Annotated in this window: 28 protein-coding genes; 11 read left to right on the top strand and 17 right to left on the bottom strand. The window is 56.8% G+C overall.

Going from position 1 to position 26,325, the window contains the following annotated elements:
• From K5905_RS03070 to rph, 5 genes are all read right to left on the bottom strand, one after another.
• Positions 1–235, bottom strand: a 235-nt coding sequence (locus K5905_RS03070) for a DUF2852 domain-containing protein (protein WP_297580206.1), incomplete at its 3' end; no start/stop codon positions are given.
• A gap of 275 nt (positions 236–510) precedes the next feature.
• The gene (gene phaZ / locus K5905_RS03065; protein WP_297580204.1) at positions 511–2,124 is read right to left on the bottom strand and encodes a polyhydroxyalkanoate depolymerase; all 1,614 of its coding nucleotides are present in this window, start codon (positions 2,122–2,124) and stop codon (positions 511–513) included.
• 279 nt (positions 2,125–2,403) lie between these two features.
• A complete protein-coding gene (gene hemW / locus K5905_RS03060; RefSeq protein ID WP_297580202.1) occupies positions 2,404–3,567 on the bottom strand; it encodes a radical SAM family heme chaperone HemW in 1,164 nt (387 codons plus the stop codon).
• 5 nt (positions 3,568–3,572) lie between these two features.
• Positions 3,573–4,211: an RdgB/HAM1 family non-canonical purine NTP pyrophosphatase gene (rdgB, locus tag K5905_RS03055; RefSeq protein ID WP_297580200.1), complete on the bottom strand. Its 639-nt coding sequence runs from the start codon at positions 4,209–4,211 to the stop codon at positions 3,573–3,575.
• Positions 4,212–4,223: 12 nt separating this feature from the next.
• Positions 4,224–4,937 carry a ribonuclease PH gene (gene rph, locus K5905_RS03050; protein WP_297580198.1) on the bottom strand — a complete coding sequence of 238 codons (714 nt, stop codon included), beginning with the start codon at positions 4,935–4,937 and terminating at the stop codon, positions 4,224–4,226.
• 237 nt (positions 4,938–5,174) lie between these two features.
• Between rph and hrcA the strand changes: the two genes are divergently transcribed.
• The 3 genes from hrcA (at position 5,175) to K5905_RS03035 (ending at position 7,573) form a co-directional block, all read left to right on the top strand.
• A complete protein-coding gene (hrcA, locus tag K5905_RS03045; RefSeq protein WP_297580197.1) occupies positions 5,175–6,269 on the top strand; it encodes a heat-inducible transcriptional repressor HrcA in 1,095 nt (364 codons plus the stop codon).
• Between the two features lie 66 nt (positions 6,270–6,335).
• Positions 6,336–7,139, top strand: a complete 804-nt coding sequence (locus K5905_RS03040; RefSeq protein WP_297580196.1) for a molybdopterin-synthase adenylyltransferase MoeB — start codon at positions 6,336–6,338, stop codon at positions 7,137–7,139.
• Between the two features lie 26 nt (positions 7,140–7,165).
• Positions 7,166–7,573: a carboxymuconolactone decarboxylase family protein gene (locus K5905_RS03035; RefSeq protein WP_297580195.1), complete on the top strand. Its 408-nt coding sequence runs from the start codon at positions 7,166–7,168 to the stop codon at positions 7,571–7,573.
• A 95-nt stretch (positions 7,574–7,668) separates the two neighbouring features.
• Here K5905_RS03035 and secB read toward each other — a convergent pair whose 3' ends face one another.
• Complete coding sequence (gene secB, locus K5905_RS03030; RefSeq protein WP_297580194.1) at positions 7,669–8,169, bottom strand: protein-export chaperone SecB; 501 nt, start codon at positions 8,167–8,169, stop codon at positions 7,669–7,671.
• Positions 8,170–8,344: 175 nt separating this feature from the next.
• Between secB and K5905_RS03025 the strand changes: the two genes are divergently transcribed.
• The 4 genes from K5905_RS03025 (at position 8,345) to K5905_RS03010 (ending at position 14,212) form a co-directional block, all read left to right on the top strand.
• Positions 8,345–9,691 carry an ActS/PrrB/RegB family redox-sensitive histidine kinase gene (locus tag K5905_RS03025; RefSeq protein ID WP_297580193.1) on the top strand — a complete coding sequence of 449 codons (1,347 nt, stop codon included), beginning with the start codon at positions 8,345–8,347 and terminating at the stop codon, positions 9,689–9,691.
• Positions 9,692–9,764: 73 nt separating this feature from the next.
• A complete protein-coding gene (locus K5905_RS03020) occupies positions 9,765–10,322 on the top strand; it encodes an ActR/PrrA/RegA family redox response regulator transcription factor (RefSeq protein ID WP_297580191.1) in 558 nt (185 codons plus the stop codon).
• Between the two features lie 101 nt (positions 10,323–10,423).
• A complete protein-coding gene (locus K5905_RS03015) occupies positions 10,424–12,349 on the top strand; it encodes a hypothetical protein (protein ID WP_297580190.1) in 1,926 nt (641 codons plus the stop codon).
• A 174-nt stretch (positions 12,350–12,523) separates the two neighbouring features.
• A complete protein-coding gene (locus K5905_RS03010) occupies positions 12,524–14,212 on the top strand; it encodes a methyl-accepting chemotaxis protein (RefSeq protein WP_297580188.1) in 1,689 nt (562 codons plus the stop codon).
• A gap of 66 nt (positions 14,213–14,278) precedes the next feature.
• Here the strand turns inward: K5905_RS03010 and coaA are convergent, their stop codons facing one another.
• The 8 genes from coaA to hisB are packed head-to-tail and all read right to left on the bottom strand — an operon-like array spanning position 14,279 to position 19,223.
• Positions 14,279–15,244 carry a type I pantothenate kinase gene (gene coaA, locus K5905_RS03005; RefSeq protein ID WP_297580186.1) on the bottom strand — a complete coding sequence of 322 codons (966 nt, stop codon included), beginning with the start codon at positions 15,242–15,244 and terminating at the stop codon, positions 14,279–14,281.
• 31 nt (positions 15,245–15,275) lie between these two features.
• The gene (locus tag K5905_RS03000; protein WP_297580185.1) at positions 15,276–15,599 is read right to left on the bottom strand and encodes a phosphoribosyl-ATP diphosphatase; all 324 of its coding nucleotides are present in this window, start codon (positions 15,597–15,599) and stop codon (positions 15,276–15,278) included.
• Between the two features lie 34 nt (positions 15,600–15,633).
• Complete coding sequence (hisF, locus tag K5905_RS02995) at positions 15,634–16,413, bottom strand: imidazole glycerol phosphate synthase subunit HisF (protein ID WP_297580184.1); 780 nt, start codon at positions 16,411–16,413, stop codon at positions 15,634–15,636.
• Positions 16,410–17,153 carry a 1-(5-phosphoribosyl)-5-[(5-phosphoribosylamino)methylideneamino]imidazole-4-carboxamide isomerase gene (gene hisA, locus K5905_RS02990; protein WP_297580183.1) on the bottom strand — a complete coding sequence of 248 codons (744 nt, stop codon included), beginning with the start codon at positions 17,151–17,153 and terminating at the stop codon, positions 16,410–16,412. The genes hisF and hisA overlap by 4 nt, the downstream gene beginning before the upstream one ends.
• A gap of 5 nt (positions 17,154–17,158) precedes the next feature.
• Positions 17,159–17,446 (bottom strand): DUF1330 domain-containing protein, encoded by a 288-nt coding sequence (locus K5905_RS02985; protein ID WP_297580181.1) that lies wholly within the window; start codon positions 17,444–17,446, stop codon positions 17,159–17,161.
• A 15-nt stretch (positions 17,447–17,461) separates the two neighbouring features.
• Positions 17,462–18,115 carry an imidazole glycerol phosphate synthase subunit HisH gene (gene hisH / locus K5905_RS02980; protein ID WP_297580180.1) on the bottom strand — a complete coding sequence of 218 codons (654 nt, stop codon included), beginning with the start codon at positions 18,113–18,115 and terminating at the stop codon, positions 17,462–17,464.
• Positions 18,112–18,615, bottom strand: a complete 504-nt coding sequence (locus K5905_RS02975; RefSeq protein ID WP_297580178.1) for a DUF2628 domain-containing protein — start codon at positions 18,613–18,615, stop codon at positions 18,112–18,114. The genes hisH and K5905_RS02975 overlap by 4 nt, the downstream gene beginning before the upstream one ends.
• A gap of 14 nt (positions 18,616–18,629) precedes the next feature.
• Complete coding sequence (gene hisB / locus K5905_RS02970) at positions 18,630–19,223, bottom strand: imidazoleglycerol-phosphate dehydratase HisB (protein WP_297580176.1); 594 nt, start codon at positions 19,221–19,223, stop codon at positions 18,630–18,632.
• 362 nt (positions 19,224–19,585) lie between these two features.
• Here hisB and K5905_RS02965 point away from each other — a divergent pair, with 362 nt between their 5' ends.
• Both K5905_RS02965 and pyrF read left to right on the top strand, forming a co-directional pair.
• Positions 19,586–20,434 carry an SDR family NAD(P)-dependent oxidoreductase gene (locus K5905_RS02965; RefSeq protein WP_297580174.1) on the top strand — a complete coding sequence of 283 codons (849 nt, stop codon included), beginning with the start codon at positions 19,586–19,588 and terminating at the stop codon, positions 20,432–20,434.
• A gap of 66 nt (positions 20,435–20,500) precedes the next feature.
• Positions 20,501–21,232 (top strand): orotidine-5'-phosphate decarboxylase, encoded by a 732-nt coding sequence (gene pyrF / locus K5905_RS02960; RefSeq protein WP_297580172.1) that lies wholly within the window; start codon positions 20,501–20,503, stop codon positions 21,230–21,232.
• Positions 21,233–21,304: 72 nt separating this feature from the next.
• Here the strand turns inward: pyrF and K5905_RS02955 are convergent, their stop codons facing one another.
• Both K5905_RS02955 and rocF read right to left on the bottom strand, forming a co-directional pair.
• Entirely contained in the window at positions 21,305–22,390 is a 1,086-nt protein-coding gene (locus K5905_RS02955; protein ID WP_297580170.1) for an ornithine cyclodeaminase, read from the bottom strand.
• 11 nt (positions 22,391–22,401) lie between these two features.
• Positions 22,402–23,343 (bottom strand): arginase, encoded by a 942-nt coding sequence (rocF, locus tag K5905_RS02950; RefSeq protein ID WP_297580168.1) that lies wholly within the window; start codon positions 23,341–23,343, stop codon positions 22,402–22,404.
• A gap of 129 nt (positions 23,344–23,472) precedes the next feature.
• Here rocF and K5905_RS02945 point away from each other — a divergent pair, with 129 nt between their 5' ends.
• Positions 23,473–23,934, top strand: a complete 462-nt coding sequence (locus K5905_RS02945; protein WP_297580166.1) for an Lrp/AsnC family transcriptional regulator — start codon at positions 23,473–23,475, stop codon at positions 23,932–23,934.
• 96 nt (positions 23,935–24,030) lie between these two features.
• Complete coding sequence (locus tag K5905_RS02940; RefSeq protein WP_297580164.1) at positions 24,031–24,948, top strand: bifunctional helix-turn-helix domain-containing protein/methylated-DNA--[protein]-cysteine S-methyltransferase; 918 nt, start codon at positions 24,031–24,033, stop codon at positions 24,946–24,948.
• Between the two features lie 71 nt (positions 24,949–25,019).
• Here the strand turns inward: K5905_RS02940 and K5905_RS02935 are convergent, their stop codons facing one another.
• On the bottom strand, positions 25,020–26,285 hold the full coding sequence (locus tag K5905_RS02935; protein ID WP_297580162.1) for a hypothetical protein: 1,266 nt from the start codon (positions 26,283–26,285) through the stop codon (positions 25,020–25,022).
• Positions 26,286–26,325: the final 40 nt, after the last annotated feature.

Below are 26,325 nucleotides of genomic sequence, written 5' to 3'. Positions count from 1 at the left end.
TGCCCGTGCGGGCATGGCCGGCGGTTTTTGACATCTGATCAAATGCTCCCTTCATCGGGCTTCCCCGCCATTGCTCTTTGGCATCACGAGCCATGCCTTCAAATCGGTCACCCCATAAAATATAGGCCAACATGGCGAGGCCAAGCGGCCAGAAAACCACGAAACCCAACACCATCAGACCGATGGTCACAGGCGTCCAGGCTGGTTTAATCATGCAACTTTTGGTCGTCGTCATCGTCCCATCCATTTAAGACATCCACAAATGTCAGGTGGGGATTGTCTTAAGCTGCTTCAAGGATTTGTGACCCAAAGATGGTGGAAATCCTTGAAACTCCAGATCGGTGACGGAAATATCAGCGAGCCGTAGAAGCTTGTATTTACTCAATAAAATTTTGCCAAACGTATATTTGCCACCGCAAACGCATGGAGCGGAGTTTTTCAGGGAATTGCATTGAAATCGGGAACGACTGAAGAAGCGGACCCACGTTCGGCGCCCGCTTCTTGAAAGTATCAGCTGACCGCTTCGGTCAAACGGCGCGCCTGTTCAATCCAGTTGTCGCGATCGATACGACCTCGAAAGTCCAGCTTGGTGTCCAAAGCCTCAATCTGCTTTTCCGTTAACGACGCGATCTGCCAGAAGTGGAAAATTCCTGCTTCATTGAGTGCCGATTGCAGTTTCGGGCCAACACCGGTGATTGCCTTGAGATCGTCAGCAGCGCCGTCAGGTTTCGCAAGCAGGATTTCTTCAAGCGACCCGGCAACTCGTTTGGTTTTTGCCGCGGGCTTCTTCGCAGAAGCCTTTGGGGCTGGTTTCACAGACGTTTTTGCCGAAGCTTTTGCGGACGACTTTGTTTGAGGTTTTGAAGCCGCTTTCGCTTGCACAGGCTTTGGACTGCCGGCCCGGTTCGAGCGGATGAAATCCATTACACGCGGCGCAATTTCTGCACGCCAGCGAGATCCGTTGAAGACGCCATAGTGACCGACATTCGGCTGCTCGTAATGCGCCTTCATATCGTCCGGCAGGTTGATGCAAAGCTCGTGCGCCGCACGGGTTTGGCCGCGACCGGTAATATCGTCCTTCTCACCTTCCACGGTCAGCAAGGCGGTCCGCGAGATCTTGCTGCAATCAACAACGCTGCCGTTATGCATCATCGTGCCGTTTGGCAAGGCGTGGTCGATGAAAACGGTTTCGACCGTCTGCAGATAGAATTCCGCCGTCAGGTCCATGACCGCGAGATATTCGTCATAGAATTCGCGGTGCTTTTCAGCGCTGTCACCATCGCCTTCCACAAGATGCTGGAAAAAGTCCCGATGCGCCGTCAGGTGGCGGTCAAGGTTCATGCCCATGAAGCCGGAAAGCTGCAGGAAACCTGGGTAAACGTCGCGCATGAAACCGGGATGCGGGAAAGGCACCTTCATGACGACATTGTTCTTAAACCACTCGATGCCTTTCGAAACCGCAAGGTCATTCACCGCAGTTGGCGCAACCCGCGTGTCGATCGGTCCGCCCATCAACGTCATCGTCGCCGGAACGTAGGGATCTTCTCGCCCTTCCATGACTGCCACGGCCGCAAGAACCGGCACGGACGGCTGACAGACACCAAGCACGTGGGTATCGGGACCCAGGAAATGGAGCATCGAAATGATGTAATCGATGTAGTCATCCAGGTCGAACTTGCCTTCCTGGATCGGAACCATGCGGGCATCTATCCAATCGGTGATATAGACATCCGCATCCGGCATCAGGGCTTCGACGGTGCCACGCAGCAGGGTCGCATAGTGACCCGACATCGGAGCCACGATCAGCACTTTCGGATCGTTGCGATGCGGTGTGACGCCACGCTCGAAGCGGATCAGGTCGCAAAAGGGCCGGCTCCACACGGTGTTTTCACGCACTGGAACCCGAACGCCACCGACAACCGTTTCCTTCAAACCGAATTCCGGTTTGCCGTAACGTCTTGTCGTGCGTTCCAAAACTTCACACCCGGCCGCAATCGAGCGGCCGTAACTGGTATGCGTCAGTGGGTTAAGCGGGTTCTGGAAGTAGAGCTTCGTCATATCGGCGACAGCTCTGAACGGCGCCATGGCCGCGTGATTCAGCTCGTAAAGATGATAAAAAGGCAAAAGCCTCTCCTTTGTTTACGAAACCGCTGCCTTCCCCTTTGGCGACGTGTTTTTACGCACTTTGCGGCTCGCTTGTTTTTACATCACCTATTGCATCGCAACAGAATAGCTAGGCCAGCGACTGCCTGCAATACTGCTAATTGTTATGCGTTAACGGGCTTAACCTCTCGCTTATTTGGAGAATCTCGTTTTGGCATCGAAATTCTGTGCGACGCACAAAACCAGATAGGGTATTTAAATCAACTTGGTAGAAGAATTCACGGGAACGTGTGGACTGACTCAGGCCGCGAGATCGGCAACGACGGCATCGAGAACAAAAAAGCCTTCTCGTGTCGCGCGAACGCGGTTTTCCCCGATTTCTTCCACCATTCCGTGCTCCAGAAGCGACTTCAGGCGCTTCGGATCGAGGGATCTGTGGGCAAATCGCTCGTAACGGGCCAAATCAATGCCTTCATTCAGGCGCAAGCCCATCAGCAGAAATTCGTCGCCCTGTTCTTCTTCGCTGAGGCCCATGTTCTCGACCAGCGCGTGTCCAGTGCGCTCGACATTTTCCAGCCAGGTTTCCGGATGGCGTTCGTTCGAAGTCGCCAGGCGGTTGACGCCGACCGTGAGCCGGCCATGCGCGCCCGGGCCGACGCCGACATAGTCGCCATAGCGCCAGTACACCAGGTTGTGCCGGCATTCAGCACCCGGTTTGGCATGATTGGAAACCTCGTAAGCAGGCATCCCGGCCGATGCAGTCACGTCCTGGGTCAATTCATAGAATTCAGCACCGAGTTCAGGATCGGGCATCTTCAGCTTGCCTGTGTGATAGAGCCTGTAAAAGGGTGTACCTTCTTCGATCGTCAGTTGGTAAAGAGACAGATGGTCGGCAGCCAGCGCGATGGCCTGGTTGAGTTCCTCCGCCCATCCGTCAAGTGTTTGTTCAGGGCGCGCATAAATCAGGTCGAAGGACAGGCGCGGAAAGGTTTCCCGCGCGATTTCAATGGCATTTCGCGCCGTTTGCGCATCATGTAGTCTGCCCAGAAGCTTCAATTCCGTGTCGATCAGAGACTGCACGCCGAGTGAGACACGGTTCACGCCCGCTGCCCGGTAGCCTTTGAAGCGTTCCGCTTCCACGGAAGACGGATTGGCTTCCATGGAGATTTCGGCATCCGTATCCATCGACCATCGATTGGAAATCGCATTCAGGATCCTGTCGACGGTCTCCGGTGCCATCAATGACGGCGTTCCACCTCCGAGAAACACGGACTGAACCGTCTTTCCGCCCGTCAACTCGGCAAAATGGGTCAACTCCCGTTCAAATGCCGCTGCAAACCGGTCCTGATCGACCGGTTGATGACGGACATGGGAATTGAAATCGCAATACGGGCACTTGGCCGCGCAAAACGGCCAGTGAACATAGATTCCGAAACCACCATCCTTTGCCGATTGCGACGTCACGACCGTCAGTCTCCCAAACAACCACTGGCAAATTTCTGGAACGCACGGGCCCGGTGGGACAGTGCCGGAGTTTCCCTGGACCAGCCGTGTTTTTCTTCCGAAGTCATCTCGCCGAAAGTCTGAGCACGACCGTCCGGCTGGAAGATCGGGTCGTACCCGAAGCCCTGTGTCCCGCGAGGAGGCCAAACGATGTCGCCTTCGACCTCACCGCGGAAAAACTCCCGATGACCGTCCGGCCAGGCAAGGCAAAGAACCGCAACGAAAGAGCCCCGCCGCTCTTCAGGCGTTGTGGCACCAAGCGATTGCAGTTTTTCCTCAATGGTACGCATGGCCATGGCAAAGTCTTTTTCAGGTCCTGCCCAGCGCGCCGAATAGATGCCCGGGTCACCGCCCAGCGCAGCGACGCAGAAGCCACTGTCATCAGCAAGCGCCGGTAGACCCGACGCCGTTGCAGCCGCCTCGGCCTTGATCGCGGCATTTGCCTCGAAAGTCAGCCCTGTTTCCTCAGGCTCGGGCAAGTCGAGCTCACCGGCCGATACCACCTCAAACCCGTAGGGTTGAAGCAGTTCGTTGATTTCGCGGATCTTACCCTTGTTGTGGCTTGCCACGACAAGTTTGCCGGGTTCCAGCTTCCGGTGGCTCATGACTGAAAGTCCTTAAAGAATCGCCATTTTCTGAAGATCTACCAACCGGCCGATCCCTGCTTTCGCCAATCCGAGAAGTTGCGCGAATTCCGCTTCGGAGAAAGGCGCACCTTCCGCGGTGCCCTGGATTTCGACAATCCCGCCGGAACCGGTCAGAACAAAATTCGCGTCGGTTTCAGCAGTGCTGTCCTCGGCGTAGTCCAGATCGAGGACCGGCGCGCCTTCGTAGATACCGCAGGAAATTGCGGCGATGTGATCCTTCAGCACTTCACCGGAGACCATGTCGCGGGACTTCATCCACTCGACGCAGTCGCGCAGCGCGACCCAGGCACCGGTGATCGCAGCCGTGCGCGTACCGCCATCAGCCTGAATGACGTCGCAGTCGACGGTGATCTGAGCTTCGCCAAGTGCTTCCAGGTCGACGACAGCCCGCAGGGAACGTCCGATCAGGCGCTGGATTTCCTGTGTCCGGCCAGATTGCTTGCCGGCGCTGGCTTCACGGCGCATCCGGTCTCCGGTCGCACGTGGCAGCATGCCGTATTCTGCCGTCACCCAGCCGCGGTTCTGACCGCGCAACCACGGTGGAACCCGTTCTTCCAGGCTGGCGGTGCATAAAACATGCGTATCTCCGAACTTGACGAGGCAAGAACCTTCCGCATGTTTGGAAACGCCGCGCTCCAGAGTGACTGCACGGAGTTCGTCGGCTGCGCGTTTAGACGGACGCATGAAAATCCCTTTCGGCTTACGCTTAATAGAAACGGCTGTTTCCCTTCATTGCTGAAGGCCTTGTAGACCCCAACTTCATGCGTCGTAAAGAGCTAGAAGTCATCTTGTTCGCATTGGACCTTTCGACAGCCTGAAACCGTGTGATCGAACCCGGGAAAACGGCCAACCGACCGGCAGGTTCGAAACAAGGAATGCTGTCCCTTCACGTCGGCACCATTTTGCGCCTATATCTTGGGTATGGACGTATCTCGCCGCGAACCGGCGACTGACGGAGAACATGCCTTGAGCCTCAGCGACCTCGACAAGAGATCCCGCGAAATCTTCCGCTCTATCGTGGAGAGCTATCTGGAAACCGGCGAACCGGTCGGGTCCCGCAATGTGTCCCGGAACCTTGCCATGTCGTTGTCGCCGGCCTCCGTGCGCAATGTCATGTCGGACCTTGAGCATTTGGGACTTTTGCACTCCCCACATACAAGTGCCGGCCGCCTGCCAACAGAAATCGGCCTGCGCTTCTTTGTCGATGCACTTCTGGAAGTCGGCGATCTCACACAGGACGAACGCCAGCATATCGATGTGCAGGTCAAGGCGTCGCAGCAGGCGAATTCCAGCGAACAGGTTCTCACCGAGGCCAGCCAGATGCTGTCCGGACTCTCGATGGGTGCAGGTGTTGTCCTGACCCATAAAACCGACATGCGCCTGAAACACATCGAATTTGTTCGCATCGAACCTCAAAAAGCGCTTGTCATCCTGGTCAGCGAAGATGGCTCCGTTGAAAACCGTGTCATCGATCTACCTGCCGATTTGCCTTCATCCGCGCTCGTGGAAGCAACCAACTATCTCAATGCGCAAATTCAGGGACGGACAATTTCAAATATCCGCACCGAACTGGAGCGGGTCCGCGATGCCGATCAGGCAGAGCTCGACCAGCTCAGCCAAAAGGTCATCAGCGCGGGTCTGGCTGTCTGGGGTGGTGAGAATTCCGGAGATCCCGACACTCTGATCGTCCGAGGCCGCTCCAATCTTCTGACCGATCTGGATGCCGCCGAAGATCTTGAACGTATCCGGCTTCTCTTTGACGATCTGGAAAACAAGAAAGACCTCATCCAATTGCTTGGTCTTGCCGAACAGGGCGACGGTGTGCGCATCTTCATCGGCTCGGAAAACAACCTCTTTTCCTTGTCCGGTTCATCGCTCGTGGTTTCTCCCTACCGGGACAGCAATCAGCGTATCGTGGGAGTACTGGGCGTGATCGGGCCGACCCGTCTGAACTATGCACGCGTCATTCCAATGGTGGATTACACCGCACGCCTGGTCAGCAAGATACTGGGCTAGTCACCGTCGCCAATCGGCCAATTTCCGGTTTTGTACCGGCCAGATTCAATATTCGCAGGACTTACCATGCTCTCTCCAGCCGAACTTGAACGTTATGCCCGTCACATCGTCATGCGGGAAATCGGTGGGGCTGGGCAGCAAAAGCTGAAAAATGCCCGTGTTCTGGTGATCGGCGCCGGCGGCCTTGGCGCTCCCGTCCTTCAATACCTTGCGGCCGCAGGTGTCGGCACGCTCGGTATCGTCGATGACGACACGGTGTCACTGTCCAACCTGCAGCGTCAGGTCATTCACGACACGGATCAGCTCAGCGAACCGAAGGTTGCCAGCGCCGCGGAAGCCATTGCCAGACTGAACCCGAATGTCGGTGTCGAACCACACCTGACGCGCCTTGCCGGGCACAATGCCCTGGCATTGGTCTCCGACTATGACCTCGTTGTGGACGGGTCGGACAATTTCGATACGCGCTATCTGGCATCGGATGCCTGTTTTTTCGCAAAGAAACCGCTGGTGACTGCTGCTGTCGGCCAGTTTGACGGATCGATCACCACATTGCGGCCCTTCGAGACAGGAGAAGACGGTACGTTAAATCCGACCTACCGTTGTCTGTTCCCGAAGAAACCGCGCGAAGGCCTGTTGCCGACCTGTGCGGAAGCCGGTGTTCTGGGTGCCCTGACCGGGATCATCGGTGCGATGCAGGCAATGGAAGTGATCAAGGAGATCACCGGTCTTGGGGAAGGGCTTGTCGGCAGAATGATGATGTTTGACGCCCGCAGCTTCCGCATGGAAACGATCCGCTACAGGCGATCGCCTAAAAACCCGCTGAACGGCGATCATCCGAAAAGCTGGGCGGACCTTCTGGAGGAAGCGTGAACACCGCCAAATTATGAGGGAACGTCATGGCAACCGTGAAACTGATGACCGACGCTGAAGCTGGAACCATCCCGGAGGTCAAGGCGGTGTTCGACGATATCCGCGAAACAAGGGGATCCGATTTCATAAACAATGTCTGGAGAGCCCTTGCGAATGACCCCGAGGGACTCAAACGGACCTGGGAGCAGGTAAAAGCGGTGATGGCAATGCCCGGCGCGCTTGATCCCAAGACGCGGGAAATGATCTACATTGCCGTTTCAGCCGCCAATGGTTGCGGCTATTGTGTGCATTCCCACACCGCTGCGGCGCGCGCCAAGGGCATGACCGACCAGGAACATGGTGAGCTGACGCAGATTATCGGGCTCGCTGCCATGACCAACCATCTGGTGACCTCGCTGCAAGTCCCACTCGATCCGGAATTTGAGGTGACCTGACCGGAATGCTTTTGCCGGCAACACGCTGAAGAACTCAAAACAAAAGCCCGCTCCGGCCAGGAGCGGGCTTTTTATGAATAGCAAAGTCAAATGCCTTAATTCGGCTTTTGCTCGCCTTCCGCCTGAGATGCGGCCTGCTGCGCCATGTTCTGGCGATACAGCTGGGCGAAATCGATCGGATCCAGCATCAGCGGCGGGAAACCGCCATTGCGGGTCGCTTCGGACAGAATGTTGCGCGCAAACGGGAAGATCATGCGCGGACATTCGATCATGACGAACGGATGCATGTGTTCCTTCGGCACACCGGTGAGTTTGAAAAGACCGGCGTAGACAAGCTCAACGTTGAACATGACCATGTCCGGGCGTTCGGCCTTGGCGGTCAGGGTCAAGACGACCTCAAACTGGTCTTCACCCAACTGCTGGGCGCCTACATTCACGTTAATGTCGAGTTTCGGCTGATCGCCCTGGGTCAGGGAACGCGGCGCATTCGGGTTTTCGAACGAAAGGTCCTTGATGTACTGGCCAAGGATGTTCATGCCCGGTGCAGCGGCGGTTTCCGCTTGCGGCTGTGCGCCGCCGTCATTCGTGTCGGTCATTTGTTTCATTCCGTTTCGCGGGGCTATTCTGAAATGAAGAGCTCTGAAATCCCTCCGGTTGGCCGCCGGCCCGCGTGTTCCGGACAACCGTGTTAGCGGCTGGCTACCATCTACGACCGGCGTGCACAAGAGCCACGGCCTTGCCAGAGGCGGGATTCCGATTCAAAAGGGGCCCATGGCCGATCATCCGACTTCCAATATCACGTTGCCGCACAGACGTTTGAAACTCGACACGCTGGTGCGTTTGCGCTGGCTCGCGGTCGGTGGGCAAACTGCGGCGCTTCTGGTCGTTTACGTCGGCCTCGGATATCCTCTTCCAGCCGGTCCGGCCTTTGCCATGGTGGCATTTTCCGCCTGGCTCAACATCTTCATGAAAATCCGGTGGCCTTCGGCCATGCGGCTTTCCGAACGGGCCGCCACCCTGCAGCTTGCCTATGACATTCTGCAGATGAGCGGCCTCCTGTTCCTGACCGGCGGCCTCGGTAATCCCTTTGCGTTTTTGCTGATGGCGCCGGTCATGGTCTCCGCAACCGGGCTGTCAGCACGCTATACGATCATTCTCGGTATTCTGGCGACGGCCTGCGCCAGCCTGCTGGCGGTACTGCATCTGCCACTGCCCTGGCCCGTTGGCGACGAATTCAAGCTGCCCGTCGTCTATTCTGTCGGCATCTGGATCGCGCTGGTGTCCACGCTCGGCTTCATGGCGATCTACGCGTTCCGGGTCGCAGAAGAAGCCCGGCAGCTTGCCGACGCCCTTGCAGCCACGGAACTCGTTCTTGCGCGTGAACAGCACCTGAACGCACTTGACGGTCTTGCAACCGCCGCGGCGCATGAACTCGGTACGCCGCTTGCAACCATCTATCTGGTCGCAAAGGAACTGACGGACGAATTCGAGAGCGATGACCTTCGCGGTGAAGACGTGGCCCTGATCCGGTCCCAGGCTGAACGCTGTCGCGGGATCCTGCAGCAGCTGACCAGCCTGTCCAGCGAGCAGGACCAGACGTATCAGCGCATGCCGGTCTCCCAATTGCTGGAAGACGTAATCGATCCGCATCGCGGCATGGGCGTTGCAATTCATACCGCGCGCGAAGGCGACGGATCGGAACCTGTTGGCACACGCAATGCCGCCATCCGCTACGGCCTTGGCAATCTGCTTGAAAACGCCGTCGATTTCGCCAAATCAAGGGTTGACGTATCTGCCAGATGGGATGAAACGACCTTGTCAATTTCAATCAAGGATGATGGTCCCGGCTTCTCGGTCGACATCATGGGTAAGATCGGCGACCCCTATGTATCCGTTCGTGGCGGTAAATCGCCACAGGACGGCACCGGAGGCGGTCTTGGCCTTGGTATTTTCATTGCCAAAACCCTGCTGGAACGTACAGGAGCCAAGGTCTTTCTCGATAACCAGGCACCTCCGCAAAGCGGGGCACATATCCGTGTCAGCTGGCCCCGCGAAGTGTTCGAACGCGGCGCCGGAGTGGACGAAACATCTTTTTCGCCCCATAACGGCATTAAATAATGGAAATAGCAGGCTCTAACCCAAAAGGGGAGCTTCGCCTGCGCAACAAGAGTCAATATAACGGTAAGACGAAATGACGGACCAGATGACTTCCTTGAATGGGACGGAAGATATGAGCCTCCTTATCGTCGACGACGATAAGCCGTTCCAGCAGCGCCTTGCGCGCGCCATGGAAAAACGCGGCTTCGATACCGAAACGGCCGACGGCGTGCAGGATGCAGCCGCAAAGATCGCTGTTAAAGCGCCGGCATTCGCAATCGTGGATATGCGTCTTGAAGATGGTAATGGATTGGACGTGATCGAAAAGATCCGCCAGAGGCGCCCAGACTCCCGAGCCATTGTCCTGACAGGTTACGGTAACATCGCAACGGCCGTTACAGCCGTGAAGCTTGGCGCAATCGACTACCTCGCCAAACCGGCAGATCCGGACGACATTGCCGCTGCGCTGGCCCGCAAACCGGAAGACAAGGCTCAACCACCTGAAAACCCGATGTCGGCCGACCGTGTCCGGTGGGAACATATTCAGCGGGTCTATGAGCTTTGCGACCGCAACGTGTCGGAAACAGCACGCCGCCTGAACATGCACCGGCGCACGCTGCAACGGATCCTGGCAAAGCGTGCCCCTCGCTGATAGCAGCTTTTTGACCAGATTGCGGGGTTGCCCTTTCCACGCCACTTTGCCTAAGTAACCCCAATTGGTGGTTAACCCTTGCGCTCTCATGGAGATCGTTCATGCGGCTTGTTGCTGCTCATGCCCGTCACACATCCGCTCTGAAAACCGGCCTTCTGGCCGCTTGCAGTCTTGTTTTTCTGTCTTCGGGTCTGAGTGTCGATGCATTCGCCCAGTCGGCGCCTGAAACCCTGCGCATCAATGTGGAACCACCGGAACCCGGTATCCGCTCGATTGCGGTCAATAAAAAATACCGGCCAATCATCAGCCGGGACGACAAAGGTGTCGTCATTGACACAATAGGAAGCGACAGCAAGCGACCATCCTGCGACGTAAAACTGGAAGTCACGCTGGAAAACAGCCGGGTACTTCACAGAGACGCGAATATTTGCAGCGGCAGCGCTTTGGTGGTTGACGTTACGAGCGACGGCAAACCGGGTGCCACAGCACGTGTTGTGGGATCGGACTCCGGGATTGCAGCGGGACCCGTCGGTGGCACGCCCACACAAACGTCGAGCGCACCGTCAACCTCTCCCGCTACTCAGAGCCCAGCTGCTACAGATGGCAACGACGACACGCAGGACGGCTCCAAACTTGCAGAAGTCGACGCGACCTCCGCAACCGGTGGTCTGAAGCCGCTTGAGCAGGTGGATACCCCTATTTCCACGCCCGGACAAACCGGCAGCGAAACGCCGGCAGTCTCAGGCGATCTGGAAACCATTGTCCGGGACAGCATCTCGGGCGGCGGAACCGCAAATTCACAACCTGTACTCGTTTCACCGGCAGAGACCCGTCAATGGTTTGCCGAACCGGGCAGCCAGCCGGGCTCGCCATCCGTTTTGCAGCACACTCTGCCGCAAACCGACAATCGGGATTTCCGCGCGGACTGCAGCACTCAATCCGGATTTGCCAAGATCACCTTCCAGCAAGCTCCAGCCGGTCTTCTGGAAGGCATGCCGCAAGCCGTGCGCATCAATGCCGGTGACTTCACTGCAAGCTACAATGCGTTCGGGTCCTCGAACGCAAACGAAGCCGGCGTTTCCCTGCCGGAAGTCAACATCGAGATGACTGATCCGCTTTGGGAAGCAATGATCCGGCAATCGGAACTGTCCATTTCCGTGGAAGGCATGCCCGCCTATCCGGTTTCGCTCAAAGGCAGCGCTAACCCGGTACGCCTGTTCGTTGCAACCTGCGCTCTGCCACAGCAGATTATCGCCGATGGTGCGCAGACCGAAGAACCCGGTTCCGACCTGTCCTGTACAGAACTCGGCCGTGTGCGCTCGGTCGAAGCGGTTCGGCCCGGCCAGATTGTGTTTCGCAATGCCAGCCGACAGCCGGTGGAAGTTCATTGGGTCGACTACCGGGGTGGCGAGCGTCCTTATGCGCGCCTCGAACCGGGACAGATACTCGAGCAGCAAACCTATGTTTCCCATGCCTGGACAGTTCGCGGAGCGAGCGGTGAGTGTCGCGGAATTTACGTCACTCGCACGCCCTACCGCGAAGTTGTCATCAACGGACCGGCCAATTTCGGAACTGGCGCCGGAGGCTTCGGTAACGCCAATCCAGGCGGCTTCGGGTCCAATGGAGCCGGTGGATTCGGAAACAGCGGAACAGGTGGTTTTGGTGGTCAGCAAGGCGGTTTTCAGAACGATCCGTTCAACAGCAACAACAACCTGCCGGCGGGGCCTGTTCCTCCCGGAAATGTCGGCGGTGCCAATCAACAACCTACTTTTCAGCAACAGCAAACTGCCCGTACCAACGTTGCCGACTATCTTTGTACAGCCGGAATCGATCTGAATGTTGTGTTTTCGCCCGATGGCCAGTCTGCCACAGTCGCGGAAATGGGCTATGGTGCGGTCACACTGCAGCGCCAGGGCAGCGCAAACAGCTTCTATTTCGAATCACAGGGGCATGTCTTGAAAGGCCAGCTTCAAAACGCGACCTGGACACGTCCGGGGCTTCGTGACGTGTTTTGCGCACGCAGGTAAAAGTAACCCAGGGTTGCTAAAGCATTCACCTGCCTTTTAGTAGAATTTGCGGGTGTGGGACTCTCTTTCGTCTAACTCTGCAAATTATTCGACAGAATACCTGACCTATTAAACATTTAGTCAGGTGTTTGCATGATTTCTCTTATTAGGAAAAATTAGAGGAATCAGCCTGTTATGTCATTCGCTCGCTGGCCAATTACCTGGAAGATCAGTCTACCAATAGCAACAATCCTATTGTTCACAGTCGCGATCTGCGCAATTAGCCTGAACAGCCTTTACTCGGCAATGTTCAGTGAACGAATTGGAAAAATTGAAGAAATTTCGAACAGCGCAGTTTCGATCGCAGTTCACTATCAGGGCCTTGAGAAGGCAGGCGAACTTTCTCGCGCAGACGCTCAGGCAGCTGCCAAGGCAGCCATCGGTGCGATGAGGTTCGAAGGCAACAATTACGTTTTCGTCTACGATTATGACGGCACAAATCTGGTTCATCCCAAAGCCTCGATCGTCGGCACCAACATGATAGGCTTCAAGGACAAGAGCGGAGTTCCAATTGTCGCGGAACTGATCAGCCAGGCCAAGGCAGGTGGCGGATCCCTGCTGTACTACTGGCCGCGCGCAAACAGCGAAGTCGCAATTGAAAAATACGGCTGGGGCGCCAGTTTCACACCCTGGAACTGGATGGTCGGAACCGGTGTTTATGTTGATGACCTGGATGCATCTTATTGGAGCGCAGCAACCACGATCCTTGCGCTTGCCGCCATCGGTGCATTCTTCGCGATTGCAATTGCGGTAGTAGCGGTTCGCCAAACCGTTCGTCCGCTGCGGGCATTGACGGCCAATATGAGCACACTGGCAGACGGCAATACCAATATTTCCATCGAAGGTACTGACCGGGGTGACGAAATCGGTCAAATGGCGACCGCCATGGAAATTTTCGTCCAGAACGAAGCCGCGCGGCGCGAGCTGGAAGATCAGCAGAACACAGCACAGGAAGACCAGGCCCGCAAAGGTGCCGAAATCCAACAACTCAGCAGTGACTTCGACCAGCAGATATCGGAGATGATGAACATCATTGACAGCTCAGTGGAGAACCTGCAGGTCGCTTCCGCAGACATGACAGGCGTATCCGCACAGACCACCGAACAAAGCGGCCTTGTTTCCAGCGCCTCTTCCCAGGCAGCGCATAACGTTGAAACGGTGGCAGCAGCTGCCGAGGAGCTGTCCGCTTCCGTCAACGAGATCCGCAGGCAGGTTCAATCCTCCAGTGAAATCGCGGCACGCGCGGCCGGAGAAGCTCAGTCGACCACTCAGCGCATGAATGGCCTGTCGGATTCAGCCAGCCGTATCGGTGAAGTCGTCACACTTATTCAGGCCATTGCGGAACAGACCAATCTCCTGGCTCTGAATGCGACCATCGAGGCTGCCCGTGCCGGTGAGGCGGGCAAGGGATTTGCCGTTGTTGCTGCCGAGGTCAAGGAACTGGCAACGCAGACCTCAAAAGCGACCGAAGAGATTTCAAGCCAGATCTCGGCAATCCAGGAGGAAACCGGTCATGCAGCCACCGCGATCTCCTCGGTCACCGAAATCATCAACAACATGAACGAAATCGCGTCTTCGATTGCCTCCTCCGTCGAGGAACAGGGCGTCGCCACGCAGGAAATTGCGAGCAACGCCACAGAGGCTTCACGCAGTACGGTTGAGGTGACGACAAACATCGAGACGGTCGCGTCCGCTGCGGAAAATACTCGCGACACAGCTGAAAAAGTTGATACGTCCGCGCAGCAACTGAAGGAGAACGCCTCCATGCTGCGCAATCAGGTCGCATCATTCCTGCAGGAAGTCCGGAACCGCTCCGCCGCCTGAGGTTGAACAGTTCTCACAAATGTGCGCCCGCGGTCTCTTCAGGCTGCGGGCGTTTGCTTTGGAAGGTCAGATTTTCCGTAAGGCGACCTTCGAAATCCGATGGCTGGCATTCTTGGACAGGATCAGGTCCGCTCGCGGCCGCGTCGGCAGAATGTTTTCCCGCAAATTGACCAGGTTGATTTCGTTCCAGATCCTGGTCGCTGTCTCAACCGCTTCCTGATCCGTAATACGCGAATATTTATGGAAGTAAGACCCAGGATCGCGGAAAGCAGTTTCCCTCAGGCGCATGAAGCGTTCGACATACCATTTGCTCAGCAGATCCTCGTCAGCATCGATATAGACCGAGAAATCGAAGAAGTCCGAGACGAACGGAACCGCACGACCATCCTTGGGCAATTCCCGCGTTTGCAGAACATTCAGGCCTTCAACGATCAGGATATCCGGTTTGTCGATCGTCACCGTGTGACCGGGCATGACATCGTAATAGAAATGCGAATAAACAGGAGCACGCACGTTCCGGTGCCCGGCCTTGATATCCGACAGGAATTTCAGCAATCGGGGTCGATCAAAGCTTTCCGGAAACCCCTTTTTTGACATCAGCCCTTCGGCTTCCAGGATCGCATTGGGATAAAGAAATCCGTCCGTGGTGATCAGATCCACCCGCGGGCTTGCCGGCCAACGGGCCAGCAGTTCGCGCAGGACACGGGACGTGGTCGACTTGCCGACCGAAACCGACCCGGCGACGCCTATGATGAAGGGCGTCTTGCCATCGCGGTGGCCAAGAAAGTTCTGGGTCGCCTGATGAATGCTGATCGTCGCTTCGGCATAGAAGGCCAGTAGGCGAGAAAGTGGTAGATAGATTGTTTCCACCTGCTCGATGGAAACCGGAGCGTTCAGACCCTGAAGCTGCGCCACTTCGTGCTCGTCCAGCGTCATCGGCGTATCGGCACGTAACCGAGACCACTGGCGCTCGGAGAACACCCGATAGGGGGACAAATCCATGTCCAGTGCCGTCGCGACTTTCTGATCCATTTCTCGCCTTACGCTCTAGCAGGCCAAGATGTTAATCCTGAGGCCGGGACGCTTTTTCTTCAAGGCCGGTCTGTCCCGTACGGCTCGCAAGCTCCGTCATGACGTCCCCAAGCGGAACGCTGGACACGTTCAGTACCACCAGCAAATGATAAAGCACATCGGCGGCTTCCGCCGTCAATTCTTCCCGATCGTCCTTAACAGCGGCGATTGCCGCCTCGACCGCTTCTTCCCCCAGTTTCTGGGCGCATTTGGCAACGCCCTTGTTCACAAGCTTGCGCGTATAGGAGGTCTCGTCCTCACTCTTCGCACGTGCAGCAATAATGGCGTCCAGATCGTCCAGTGTGAACTTCGTCATTGGTCTATGTTCCAGATCTCGAATTCAGTGGCCCTCAGGCGTCCAGTCGCATCGGTATGCCGGCGTCATTCATATGCTGCTTCGTTTCCTGAATTGTAAACTCGCCGAAATGGAATATCGAGGCCGCCAGGACTGCCGTGGCATGTCCGTCACGCACACCTTCGATCATGTGGTCCAGCGTGCCGACGCCTCCGGAGGCAATGACCGGCACCGGCACCGCATCGGCAATCGTACGCGTCAGTGCAATGTTGTAACCGGATTTGGTGCCGTCCCTGTCCATGGAGGTGACCAGCAGCTCACCAGCGCCGAGCTTGACCACTTTTCTGGCAAACTCGACCGCATCAATGCCGGTTGCGTTGCGGCCGCCATGGGTGAAAATTTCAAATCTGTCCGGTTCACCCGGGTTGTTGACCTGCTTGGCATCAATGGAAACCACGATGCACTGTGCCCCGAATTTTTCCGCCGCTTCGCGCACGAAGTCGGGATTTTTGACCGCTGCGGTGTTGATCGACACCTTGTCGGCTCCTGCGATCAGGAGTTTGCGGATATCTTCTATGGAGCGCACGCCGCCGCCGACGGTAACCGGCATGAAACAGGCTTCAGCCGTTCGCCGGACAACATCATAGATCGTGTCACGGCCTTCATGGCTTGCGGTAATGTCGAGGAAACAGAGTTCGTCTGCACCGGCTGCATCATAAGCCTTGGCGGCCTCCACAGGATCGCCGGCATCGACAAGATCAACAAAATTCACACCCTTGACGACACGGCCGTCCTTGACGTCCAGGCAGGGAATGACACGGGCTTTCAACGTCATGATGCATTCCTCCGGGCGGCCTGGATCAAATCCATCGCTTCTTGGGGGTCGAGCCGGCCGTCATAGAGCGCCCGACCTGAAATCGCCCCTTCCAGGATAGCGCAATCGGATTCCAGAAGGCGGTGGATGTCGTCAATTGAGGCAAGGCCACCGGACGCGATCACCGGAATGGAAACGGAACGCGCGAGCTCCAGGGTCGATGGAATATTGAGACCTTTCAGGACACCGTCCCGATCGATGTCCGTGTAGATGATGGCCGAAACACCGGCATCTTCAAATTGTCTGGCAAGATCGATGGCGGTCAGTTCAGACGTTTCCGCCCAGCCTTCAACGGCGACATATCCGCCCTTGGCATCAATGCCGACAGCCACCTTGCCGGGAAACTTCCGGCAGGCCTCTTTCACCAGATCCGGATCGCGAACGGCCACGGTTCCCAGGATGACGCGGGTAATCCCCTTTTCCAGCCAGGTTTCGATATGCTCGAGCGTGCGGATACCACCGCCGAGTTGAACCGGGTTTTTCGTTGCCGACAGGATTGCGTCGACGGCAGCACCGTTGACGCTTTCTCCAGCAAAAGCCCCATTGAGGTCAACCACATGAAGCCATTCGAAACCCTGATCCTCAAAGGCCTTGGCCTGAGCGCCGGGGTTATCATTGAACACGGTCGCCTGGTCCATATCTCCAAGCTTCAATCGGACACACTGGCCATCTTTCAGATCGATGGCAGGAAAGAGGATCATGCTTCTTACGTTCCTTCGACGATGACGATTTCGCCATCGGCAATTTGCTGGCGGATCTTAACCGCTTCCTGATATTCGGGCGAATTATAGCAATCGACTGCATGTTGGAAGCTCGGAAATTCGATTACGACATTCCGTGCCCGGCCAGGGCCTTCAATGGCGTTGGTTTCGCCACCGCGCGCCAGAAAGTTTGCTCCAAAGCGTTCGAAAGCCGGCTTGGCCGTTTCAACGTATTTGGGATAGTTGTCCGGATCTTTCACATCCACTCTGGCAATCCAGTATCCTTTTTTCATTCCCGTCTCCGTTTGTCAGGGTTTCCAGTCCAGGAAATTGGCGATGAGTTCCAGACCCAGACGCTGACTTTTCTCCGGATGGAACTGCGTGCCGATCATGTTGTCCCTGGTCACCATTGCCGTGAACGTGCCGGCATAGTCGAATGTCGCCAGACGATCCGCCTCATTGGCGCAGGCAAAATGGTAGGAGTGCACGAAATACGCGTGCAACCCGTCCGGCCCCGTCTCGATTCCCTTGAATACCGGATGACTGTCCCGGCAGAGATCAATGGTGTTCCAGCCCATATGCGGAATTTTCAAGGACGGGTCGGACGGCTTCATTTGCACGACATCGCCCTCGACCCAGCCGAGACCTTCCACGATTTCGAATTCCAGTCCACGGCTGGCCATCAGCTGCATGCCGACGCAAATGCCGAAGAAAGGCTTGCCTTGCTTGCGGACGGCTTCTTCCAGCGCTTCAGGCATGCCGTCGACAGCCCACAGACCGCGCTTGCAATCCGCAAACGCACCGACACCTGGCAGAACAACGCGATCCGCCTTCAACACGCGTTCCGGGTCTGCCGTTACGATTACGTCCGGTACATGGGCATGAGCGCGGGCCGCGCGCTCGAATGCCTTCTCCGCCGAGCGCAAGTTGCCCGAGCCGTAGTCGATAATTGCAATTGTCATTGACGGGTCTCCGGACCAAGTGTCAGGCCCACCACCTGTTCACTACCGATCCTGGGGACGATCGGAGTACGGCCGGGGCGCTGGTTCTGGTCTGTCGCTTGTTCAGCCGGCGCTGCAGGCCCGGCTTCTTTATGTAAAAATCGGAGTTCGGCATCATCACGGCTCACCCCTTCCGCGATCCCGATCACACGCCAACCCTTGCGCTCCAGCGACCAGCGGCGCAATGCCTGCGCTTCAAGACCGAAGAGAAGAGATATGAGCAGCGCAACGATGCCCATAGCTTCCGCACTTATGGATAGCGCAAGAACCTCGATGACCAGGGTCACCGCGAGATAGCCAAGCAGCACCAGCCACATCCGGTGAACAAGCAGCCAGACGATCGAGAAGAGGAATGCCAGAAACGAAAACTTGTCCGGAACGAAGGCAAGCCTGTCGATCTGGCGCGGATCCCCGGCCAGATCTTCAAATTCAGGCGGTGCCATCACAACATAAGTGCTCATGCGCCTCTTCCGCTCTAGCCGCCGAGCTGACCTTTGGTGGTCGGCACGCGGTCGGTCTGTCTCGGATCGATCTCAACCGCCTTGCGCAAGGTGCGGGCAACGGCCTTGAAACAGGTTTCGGCAATGTGATGGCAATTTGAGCCGTAAAGATTGGCAATATGAAGGGTGATCCCGGCATTCATCGTAAACGCGCGGAAAAACTCTTCGAACAGTTCCGTGTCGAATTCACCAACCTTGTCGCGGTCAAATGTGACATCCCAGACCAGAAAAGGGCGACCTGATACGTCCAGTGCACACCGGGTCAGCGCCTCGTCCATCGCAAGGTGCGTGTCGGCATAGCGCGTAATCCCGGCCATATCGCCAAGGGCGGAGGAAATGGCCTGGCCCAAGGCGATGCCCGTGTCTTCGACCGTATGGTGAAAGTCGATATGCGTATCACCGTCAGCGCGGACCTTGATGTCGATCAGCGAATGTCGCGACAACTGCTCCAGCATATGATCGAAAAATCCGACACCGGTCTGGACGTCATAAGCGCCCGTGCCGTCCAGATTGATCTCGACTGAAATGCGGGTTTCCTTGGTATCGCGCGATACACTCGCTGTACGCATGAGTGACGGTCTCCTTCGTAGCCGGGCGTCCCGGCAGGCGGCGATGTTGTAGCAGCCTGAACCGACTAATGAAATAGCGACTTATCGGCTCATGGCTGCTTCAGGCCATTCAAGCGCGGCATCGGCCATCAATTTGACCCTTTTCGCAAGCCTGACGACACGCTTCGTCTGCGGTATCTCCGCAGACATTTAGAATATGAAAGCTCTTGTTTCTTTTGGCCGGGTTTGATCATTCCATTTGTTTTCATCCCAGACCGTTTGACATCGGCACAGGCAAAACCATCTGAATGATAGGAGAACCGCTGAAACGACCAGTAGGCGCCACTCGATTTGTCAGCGACACGATCAAAGAGGTCAACAGCATGTATGAAAAGGCAGTTTCCGAAGGTGGCCTGGCGGTCGTAACAGGGGCTGCAAGCGGTGTCGGTCTGGTTGCGGCGACGCGTTTTGCCGAAGCCGGTCTTGGCGTCGTACTGGCCGATTTGCCGGGCGAGAAGCTTGCTGCTGCAACACAAGCGGTTCGCCAGGCTGCAAAGTCAGGCGCGCCTGTGATCGCGATCCCGACGGACGTTACCGACATGGCGCAGGTAGAGGCCTTATCCGACAAGGTGTTCGAAACCGGTTCGGTTGCCGTTCTGATGAACAACGCCGGTATCGGCGTTCCGTCTTCGTGCTGGGACAATTTCAACAGCTGGACGCGGTTGATGGATGTGAATTTCTTCGGTGTCTTGCGCGGGGTTCAGGCCTTTACACAGCGCATGATCGACGCAGGTCGCCCCGCTGTCATTGTCAACACAGGTTCCAAGCAGGGCATCACGACACCCCCCGGAAATCCTGCCTACAACACCTCAAAGGCAGCCGTGAAGGTCCTGAGTGAACAACTGGCCCATGAACTCCGGCAGGCCGGTGCCCGGATATCAGTTCACCTGTTCGTTCCCGGTTTTACCTATACCGGGATGATTGCGAAACATATTCCGGAAAAACCCGCTGCTGCCTGGACCAGCGAACAGACGGTCGATTACTTCATTGAACGGATGACAGCAGGTGATTTCTATATCCTGTGTCCGGACAACGATGTCGACAACACCCGCGACAAGCGGCGCGCGGAATGGGCAATTGGCGACATCATTGAGAACCGGCCAGCGCTGTCCCGGTGGCACGCAGATTATGCGCAGGCGTTTGCGGACTTTGAAAAATCCGGAATAGTGTGACGCTGGCAAAGCTGCAACTCAGGTGCTATGGACGAGGCGCCTTCCGACCAGCCAAGGAGCCCCGCCATGCTGACCAGCCCGTTCGCCCCGAAAACCGCACTTGACCGCCTGATGGTTGCCCTCGACGTTCCGACCGTCGGCGAAGCAGAAGCTTTGGTGCGCAAGACCGAAGGCAAGGTTGGCGTCTACAAGATCGGTATGGAACTGCAATTTGCCGGCGGGCTGGAGTTTGCAAGGGAATTGGCGGCGGATGGCCAGAAAATATTCCTCGATGTCAAACTGCACGACATTGACAACACCATCACCAAAGCAGTTCGCAATGTCGCCAAAATGGGTGTGACTTTCGTGACCCTGCACGGGTATCCGAAAACCATGCGCGCTGCCGTCAAGGGATTGGCGGAAGAAGGCAACCCGAATCTCTGCCTGCTTGGTGTGACGGTGCTGACGTCGATGGACGAAGATGATCTTGTGGCGGCCGGATATCGCGGGCCGGTTTCGGAAGTGGTCGAAGCTCGGGCAAGAGATGCAAAGGCCGCCGGCATGGGCGGTATTGTCTGCGCAGCGACAGAAGCTGAAAACATGCGCGCCATATTGGGTGATGACCTGGTCATCGTTACCCCTGGCATCCGACCGTCCGGCAGTGCCGCAGGAGATCAACGACGGGTGATGACACCGGCAGACGCCATCCAGGCCGGCAGCGACTATCTGGTCGTTGGTCGACCGGTCAACCAGGCGACCGATCCGGCAGCCGCTGCGGATGGCGTCGTTAAAGAGATCGAAGCTGCGCTCGCCCGTTAAAAAGATCAGGACCAAAAAGAAAAAGCCACCGCTAAGCGGTGGCCGAGGGTGAAATCACGGTCTTGGTTTTGATCAGGCCGCTTGATTGTCGTCGGCAGAAGCTGAACGCAGCACCATCCCATAGAGATCGCGCGGGTCATCGGGATCCGCCAACAGATCGAGTTTTTCGAAGTGACCGGTTCTCGGCAGCAGGTCGCGCACATACCGCAGGGCGGCAAAGTCCTCGATTGCAAATCCGACGCTGTCGAACAGGGTGATCTGGTTTTCGGATGTGCGGCCAGTCACCTGTCCGGCAAAGACCTGCCAGAGTTCCGTTACCGGATGATCCTCGGGCAACTGCTGCAGTTCACCTTCTATCCGTGTTTGTTCCGGATATTCGACGAAAATGTCCGATCGCAGCAAGATATCCTTGTGCAGCTCTGTTTTACCCGGGCAATCGCCGCCAATCGCGTTGATATGAACACCTGATCCAACCATGTTGTCGGTCAGAATGGTCGCGTATTTCTTGTCTGCGGTAACCGTCGTGATGATCTGGGCGCCTTCGATGGCGTCTTCAGGGGTCTTGCAGATGGTCACGTTGAGGCCGGAATCGGCCAGATTGCGAGCAAGACGAAGGCTTGCGGTGCTGTCGATATCAAATGCACGGATCTCGGTAATCCCGAGCATTTCCTTGAAGGCCAGACACTGAAAATCAGACTGTGCTCCATTGCCGATAATGGCCATGGTGGTGGAGCCCTTCGGCGCCAGATACTTGGCAGCAAGTGCCGAATTCGCCGCCGTGCGCAGCGCGGTCAGGATTGTCATTTCGGTCAGAAGGACCGGATAACCGGTGGCAAGATCCGACAGAACGCCGAATCCGGTGACCGTCTGCAACCCGTCGCGGATGTTTTCCGGATGGCCATTGACGTATTTGAAACCGAAGGTCTTGCCATCGCTGGTCGGCATCAATTCGATCACACCTTGCGGCGCATGCGCCGGAATGCGCGGCTTTTTGTCGAAGCTTTCCCAGCGCAGAAAGTCTTCTTCGATATATTCGGCAATGCCGACCAACGCCTTTTCAACACCGATGGAACGAACGTTTCGCATCATGTTCTCGACACTGACGAACGGCACATAGGCCAGATCTGAGGGCTCGGGGTTGTGGGTGACGAAAGACATGTTGTGATCCTCTAGAAACTTTGTGTCGGACGGTCGAAGACGCGGCGACCGAACAGGCTGCCGGTGAGATCAACCATCAGGCGCGCGGTTTTTCCGCGTTCGTCCAGGAATGGGTTAAGTTCGACGAGATCGAGCGATGTGACGAGCCCGCTGTCATGGAGCATTTCCATGACGAGATGGGCCTCCCGAAAGGTCGCTCCTCCCGGAACTGTCGTGCCGACCGCCGGTGCGATTTCCGGGTCCAGGAAATCAACATCAAGGCTGACATGGAGCAAACCGTCGGCTTGCCTGATCCGGTCAAGAAACGGCCTGAGAAGGGTTCCGATGCCTTCCTCGTCAATCCGGCGCATGTCGCTGACACCAACGCCGTGGCTGAGCAGCATTTCACGCTCGGCAGCGTCAATGGAACGAACACCCAGGATCTCGACATTTTCCGGGTTGACCGTGTGCTGCAGCGGAGTGCCCAACAGGTCATCGAAACCGGGTAGACCACAGGCAAATGCGAGCGGCGTGCCATGAAGATTGCCGCTGTCGGTGCTGTCCAATGTGTGGAAGTCGGAATGCGCATCAAGCCAGAGGACAAAGAGCGGCCGCCCCAGTTCCGCCGCAGCCCTTGCCTGGCCGGAAACGGTTCCGGCCGCCATTGCATGATCACCACCAAGATAGATCGGAAAAACCGGCGCCGTTCCCAGTTCAGCGGCTTTGGCGTGAAGCGCACGGGTCCACGCGACATAGTCCGGAAAATTTCTCAGAACCGGATTGGGCGGGGCCACGCTGGCGATATCTGACCGAACGACATTGCCATGGTCGACCACCGTATGGCCCAGCGCCTCGAGCGTGCCGGCGAGCCCGGCCGTACGAATTGCGTCGGGGCCCATGACGCAGCCCTTTTGGCCTGCACCTTCATCGACCGGTGCCCCGACCAGGGCAATCTGTTTCTTGACGACGTTCACGAAAAGCCTCCGCCCGCAATGACTTGTTATCAGTGTCTAAAAACGGTGCGGCGGAGTAAATCCCATCACTTGATCAAATGTGCAGTCTGATTTATCAGATTGATAAGTGATAATTACCGGATTGAGATGATGGATGATCTGGATCTTCGATTGATCTCGCTTCTGCGCCACGACGGACGCTGCTCTGTGTCCGATTTGGCAGGCGAGTTGAAAGTATCTCGAGCCACGGTTCGATCCCGCATGGAGAAACTGGTCGACAGCGGCGAAATACTGGGGTTTACCGCGGTCTTGAGGGACGACTGGCGGGATCTTCCCATCCGGGCCGTTACACTGGTCGTCGTGGACGGGCACAACACCGAACCGGTTATTCGCGCGCTGAGCGCCATGACAGAGGTGCGCGCCATCCACTCCACCAACGGCAAATGGGATCTGGTTCTGGATATCGCGACACGGGATCTTGCCGGGTTTGACGACGCCCTGAACCGGATCCGGCTGATTGAGGGCATTACCGGAACAGAGACAAACCTTCTTTTGAACACGCGCAAAGGTCCGGCCGCATCGGCAAGCGAATTCAAGGACCTTCTGGGATAGGGACGTCGGTCATCGAACCGAACTCGCAAATCGGGTCGCCGCGGACCACTTGAGCCGCTAAAGTCGGTTCAGACTTGAAGACGCGAAGTATCCGACATGACCAAAGCACTCGATCTTTCCAGCCTTGCCAGCGAGCCCAAACCGATCGCCATCGGTGAAGAAGCTGCCGAAAACTATTCGGTTGTCCGTCAAACCCTGAAGCGGATCACTGAGGACTGGCGTGAACAGCCAACGCTTGAACAGCTTGCCAAGGAAGTCGGTCTTCAGCCGATCCAATTGCAGCGCGTGTTTTCGCGCTGGGCCGGCCTGACACCCAAACAGTTTCTTCAGGCCATCACGCTGGATCATGCAAAAGCGCTTCTCAGGGATTCCGCCAGCATCCTCGACGCATCCTATGAGGTTGGCCTGTCAGGCTCGTCCAGATTGCATGATCTGTTTGTCACCCATGAAGCCATGACGCCGGGGGATTATCGAAATCGCGGCGGCGGTCTTAAAATTGCCTATGGTTTTCATCCGTCGCCATTCGGGCAGGTCCTGGTGATGGCAACCGACAAAGGTCTTGCCGGGCTCGGTTTCGCAGATCCGGGTGAGGAAGACAGCGCGCTTGAAGACATGTGCAGCCGCTGGCCCGCGGCGCAGTTTGTCCACGACCAGGAGGCAACGGCTTCCTATTCAGGGCGCGTGTTCGATCCCGGCAAATGGCAGGAAGACCAACCACTGAACATCGTCATGATCGGTACCGACTTTGAAATCCGTGTCTGGCAGACCTTGTTGAAAATTCCGATGGGTCAGGCAACAACTTATTCCGACATCGCTGCGTGTCTTGGAAATCCGAAGGCCTCGCGGGCTGTCGGAACCGCTGTCGGCCGCAATCCGATTTCCTTTGTCGTGCCATGCCACAGGGTCCTTGCAAAGGGTGGCAAGCTTGGTGGTTACCATTGGGGACTTACCCGCAAGCGAGCCATCCTGGGTTGGGAAAGCGGCCTCTCCGGCCCGGTTCTGGAGTGCGTATAAGCGACCGGCTAGAAAACAATCGCCCGACCCGCCAGTCACAAGCCTGCATGGCCGAAACAAGCGGATATGCTCTAGTGCACCGGGCCATCCGGCATGGGATAATCTCCCGTGATTTCCCAACCGAAGGCCGTCAACCGTTCCGCAGCCATGGGGCTCAATTCACCGGTTATCAGGAAATCAACTCCCGATGGCGGGAACGGCAGTTGAACCAGACCTTCATGCATGTTTGAGAAAGTCTGCGCGACTGTTTGCGTCCAGGAAACCATATCAAGCGGTAGAACAATGGCTGCCAGGCCGTCTCGTCGAAGGGCAACCGGTATACCGTTGACGTCCCTGATCTGGCTGAGGCCAGAGACCGTGCGGTTATAGGTTTCCAGAAGAACGACCCGGCGCAGCTGGAAATAGGCAATGTCCCGGCTCTCCGCCTCAGCTGCCTTTGACGCTATCAGTTCAAGGTCCTGCACGCCCGGCATGGCCTGAAGCTGGTAGGCAATCGCGGCCTTTTCCGAAACGGTATAGAAGGCGTTGGCCTTGATATTCAGGATCGTCTTTTCGGAGACACCGGCCTTGCGGAAGGTCTCGGCGGTGCGTTCCTCGAGTTCGGCAGGCGTGCTGTCGACGATCAGTGTGCGAAAATTATCTGCCTGACGCGCAGCCGAGACGATCAGGCCACCGGGCAAGAGGCTTGTTATTGCCGTCACGGTCCAGTTGCCCGCTGTCGTCACACTGGCGGTTTCATTCAGTTTTTCAGAAAGTGGCTTGTAAAACGTATAAGGATCGACACCAAGCTCATAGGCGAGTTCACGTTCAGCCCTGGCCTGGCCGGTGATGGATTTGGCAATCTCGGACGCCGAGCCACCTTTTCCCGAAACCGCAGCCTCCACACCCTTGGTCAGCCGCCCGAACATCCGACCAACCCCCGAAACGGTGCTCTTGGCGGTGCCGACCGGATCGGAAACCGTGCTTTCGACCAGTTCAACAGGTTTCATGGCCGCCTGTTTGAGTCCATCGACAAAGCTCTGATCGTTCTTCAGGCTTTCCAGCGCAACCAGAACCTTGAGTTCGGCAAGTCTGAGTTTCAGCAATCCGTCGCCTTCAATCTGCTCGACGCCCAAATCAGTCTGCAATTGGTAGATGCGCAGAAAACCGTCACTGCGGACCGGTGCCAGAACGGCATATCCCGGACCAAGTTGCTTACCGTCCAGCACCACTGCCGGATCCTGCTCCGGCGGTGTTTCATACTGCTCGGACAGGGAAAGAGCCGGGCTGGCAACCAACGCCGCGCCGAGGACCACTCCTGCAACACTCGCAGTCAGACTAAACAGAGTTCGGCGCATCAATCACGTCTCCCAAATGCAGGTCCGGTAAGCCGTCAGT

Origin of the sequence: Roseibium sp. (genome assembly GCF_025698965.1) — a bacterium.
In the GTDB taxonomy this organism is placed as follows: Bacteria; Pseudomonadota; Alphaproteobacteria; order Rhizobiales; family Stappiaceae; genus Roseibium.
The sequence above is the reverse complement of the archived record's forward strand: the minus strand, read 5'-3'. Positions and strand labels throughout refer to the sequence as shown.

Coding starts and splice junctions, on each gene's coding strand:
- rdgB (WP_297580200.1), bottom strand. CDS start 4,211: ATGAGCCACCGGAAGCTGGAACCCGGCAAACTTGTCGTGGCAAGCCAC.
- rph (WP_297580198.1), bottom strand. CDS start 4,937: ATGCGTCCGTCTAAACGCGCAGCCGACGAACTCCGTGCAGTCACTCTG.
- hrcA (WP_297580197.1), top strand. CDS start 5,175: ATGGACGTATCTCGCCGCGAACCGGCGACTGACGGAGAACATGCCTTG.
- K5905_RS03040 (WP_297580196.1), top strand. CDS start 6,336: ATGCTCTCTCCAGCCGAACTTGAACGTTATGCCCGTCACATCGTCATG.
- K5905_RS03035 (WP_297580195.1), top strand. CDS start 7,166: ATGGCAACCGTGAAACTGATGACCGACGCTGAAGCTGGAACCATCCCG.
- secB (WP_297580194.1), bottom strand. CDS start 8,169: ATGACCGACACGAATGACGGCGGCGCACAGCCGCAAGCGGAAACCGCC.
- K5905_RS03025 (WP_297580193.1), top strand. CDS start 8,345: ATGGCCGATCATCCGACTTCCAATATCACGTTGCCGCACAGACGTTTG.
- K5905_RS03020 (WP_297580191.1), top strand. CDS start 9,765: ATGACGGACCAGATGACTTCCTTGAATGGGACGGAAGATATGAGCCTC.
- K5905_RS03015 (WP_297580190.1), top strand. CDS start 10,424: ATGCGGCTTGTTGCTGCTCATGCCCGTCACACATCCGCTCTGAAAACC.
- K5905_RS03010 (WP_297580188.1), top strand. CDS start 12,524: ATGTCATTCGCTCGCTGGCCAATTACCTGGAAGATCAGTCTACCAATA.
- coaA (WP_297580186.1), bottom strand. CDS start 15,244: ATGGATCAGAAAGTCGCGACGGCACTGGACATGGATTTGTCCCCCTAT.
- K5905_RS03000 (WP_297580185.1), bottom strand. CDS start 15,599: ATGACGAAGTTCACACTGGACGATCTGGACGCCATTATTGCTGCACGT.
- hisF (WP_297580184.1), bottom strand. CDS start 16,413: ATGACGTTGAAAGCCCGTGTCATTCCCTGCCTGGACGTCAAGGACGGC.
- hisA (WP_297580183.1), bottom strand. CDS start 17,153: ATGATCCTCTTTCCTGCCATCGATCTGAAAGATGGCCAGTGTGTCCGA.
- K5905_RS02985 (WP_297580181.1), bottom strand. CDS start 17,446: ATGAAAAAAGGATACTGGATTGCCAGAGTGGATGTGAAAGATCCGGAC.
- hisH (WP_297580180.1), bottom strand. CDS start 18,115: ATGACAATTGCAATTATCGACTACGGCTCGGGCAACTTGCGCTCGGCG.
- K5905_RS02975 (WP_297580178.1), bottom strand. CDS start 18,615: ATGAGCACTTATGTTGTGATGGCACCGCCTGAATTTGAAGATCTGGCC.
- hisB (WP_297580176.1), bottom strand. CDS start 19,223: ATGCGTACAGCGAGTGTATCGCGCGATACCAAGGAAACCCGCATTTCA.
- K5905_RS02965 (WP_297580174.1), top strand. CDS start 19,586: ATGTATGAAAAGGCAGTTTCCGAAGGTGGCCTGGCGGTCGTAACAGGG.
- pyrF (WP_297580172.1), top strand. CDS start 20,501: ATGCTGACCAGCCCGTTCGCCCCGAAAACCGCACTTGACCGCCTGATG.
- K5905_RS02955 (WP_297580170.1), bottom strand. CDS start 22,390: ATGTCTTTCGTCACCCACAACCCCGAGCCCTCAGATCTGGCCTATGTG.
- K5905_RS02945 (WP_297580166.1), top strand. CDS start 23,473: ATGGATGATCTGGATCTTCGATTGATCTCGCTTCTGCGCCACGACGGA.
- K5905_RS02940 (WP_297580164.1), top strand. CDS start 24,031: ATGACCAAAGCACTCGATCTTTCCAGCCTTGCCAGCGAGCCCAAACCG.
- K5905_RS02935 (WP_297580162.1), bottom strand. CDS start 26,285: ATGCGCCGAACTCTGTTTAGTCTGACTGCGAGTGTTGCAGGAGTGGTC.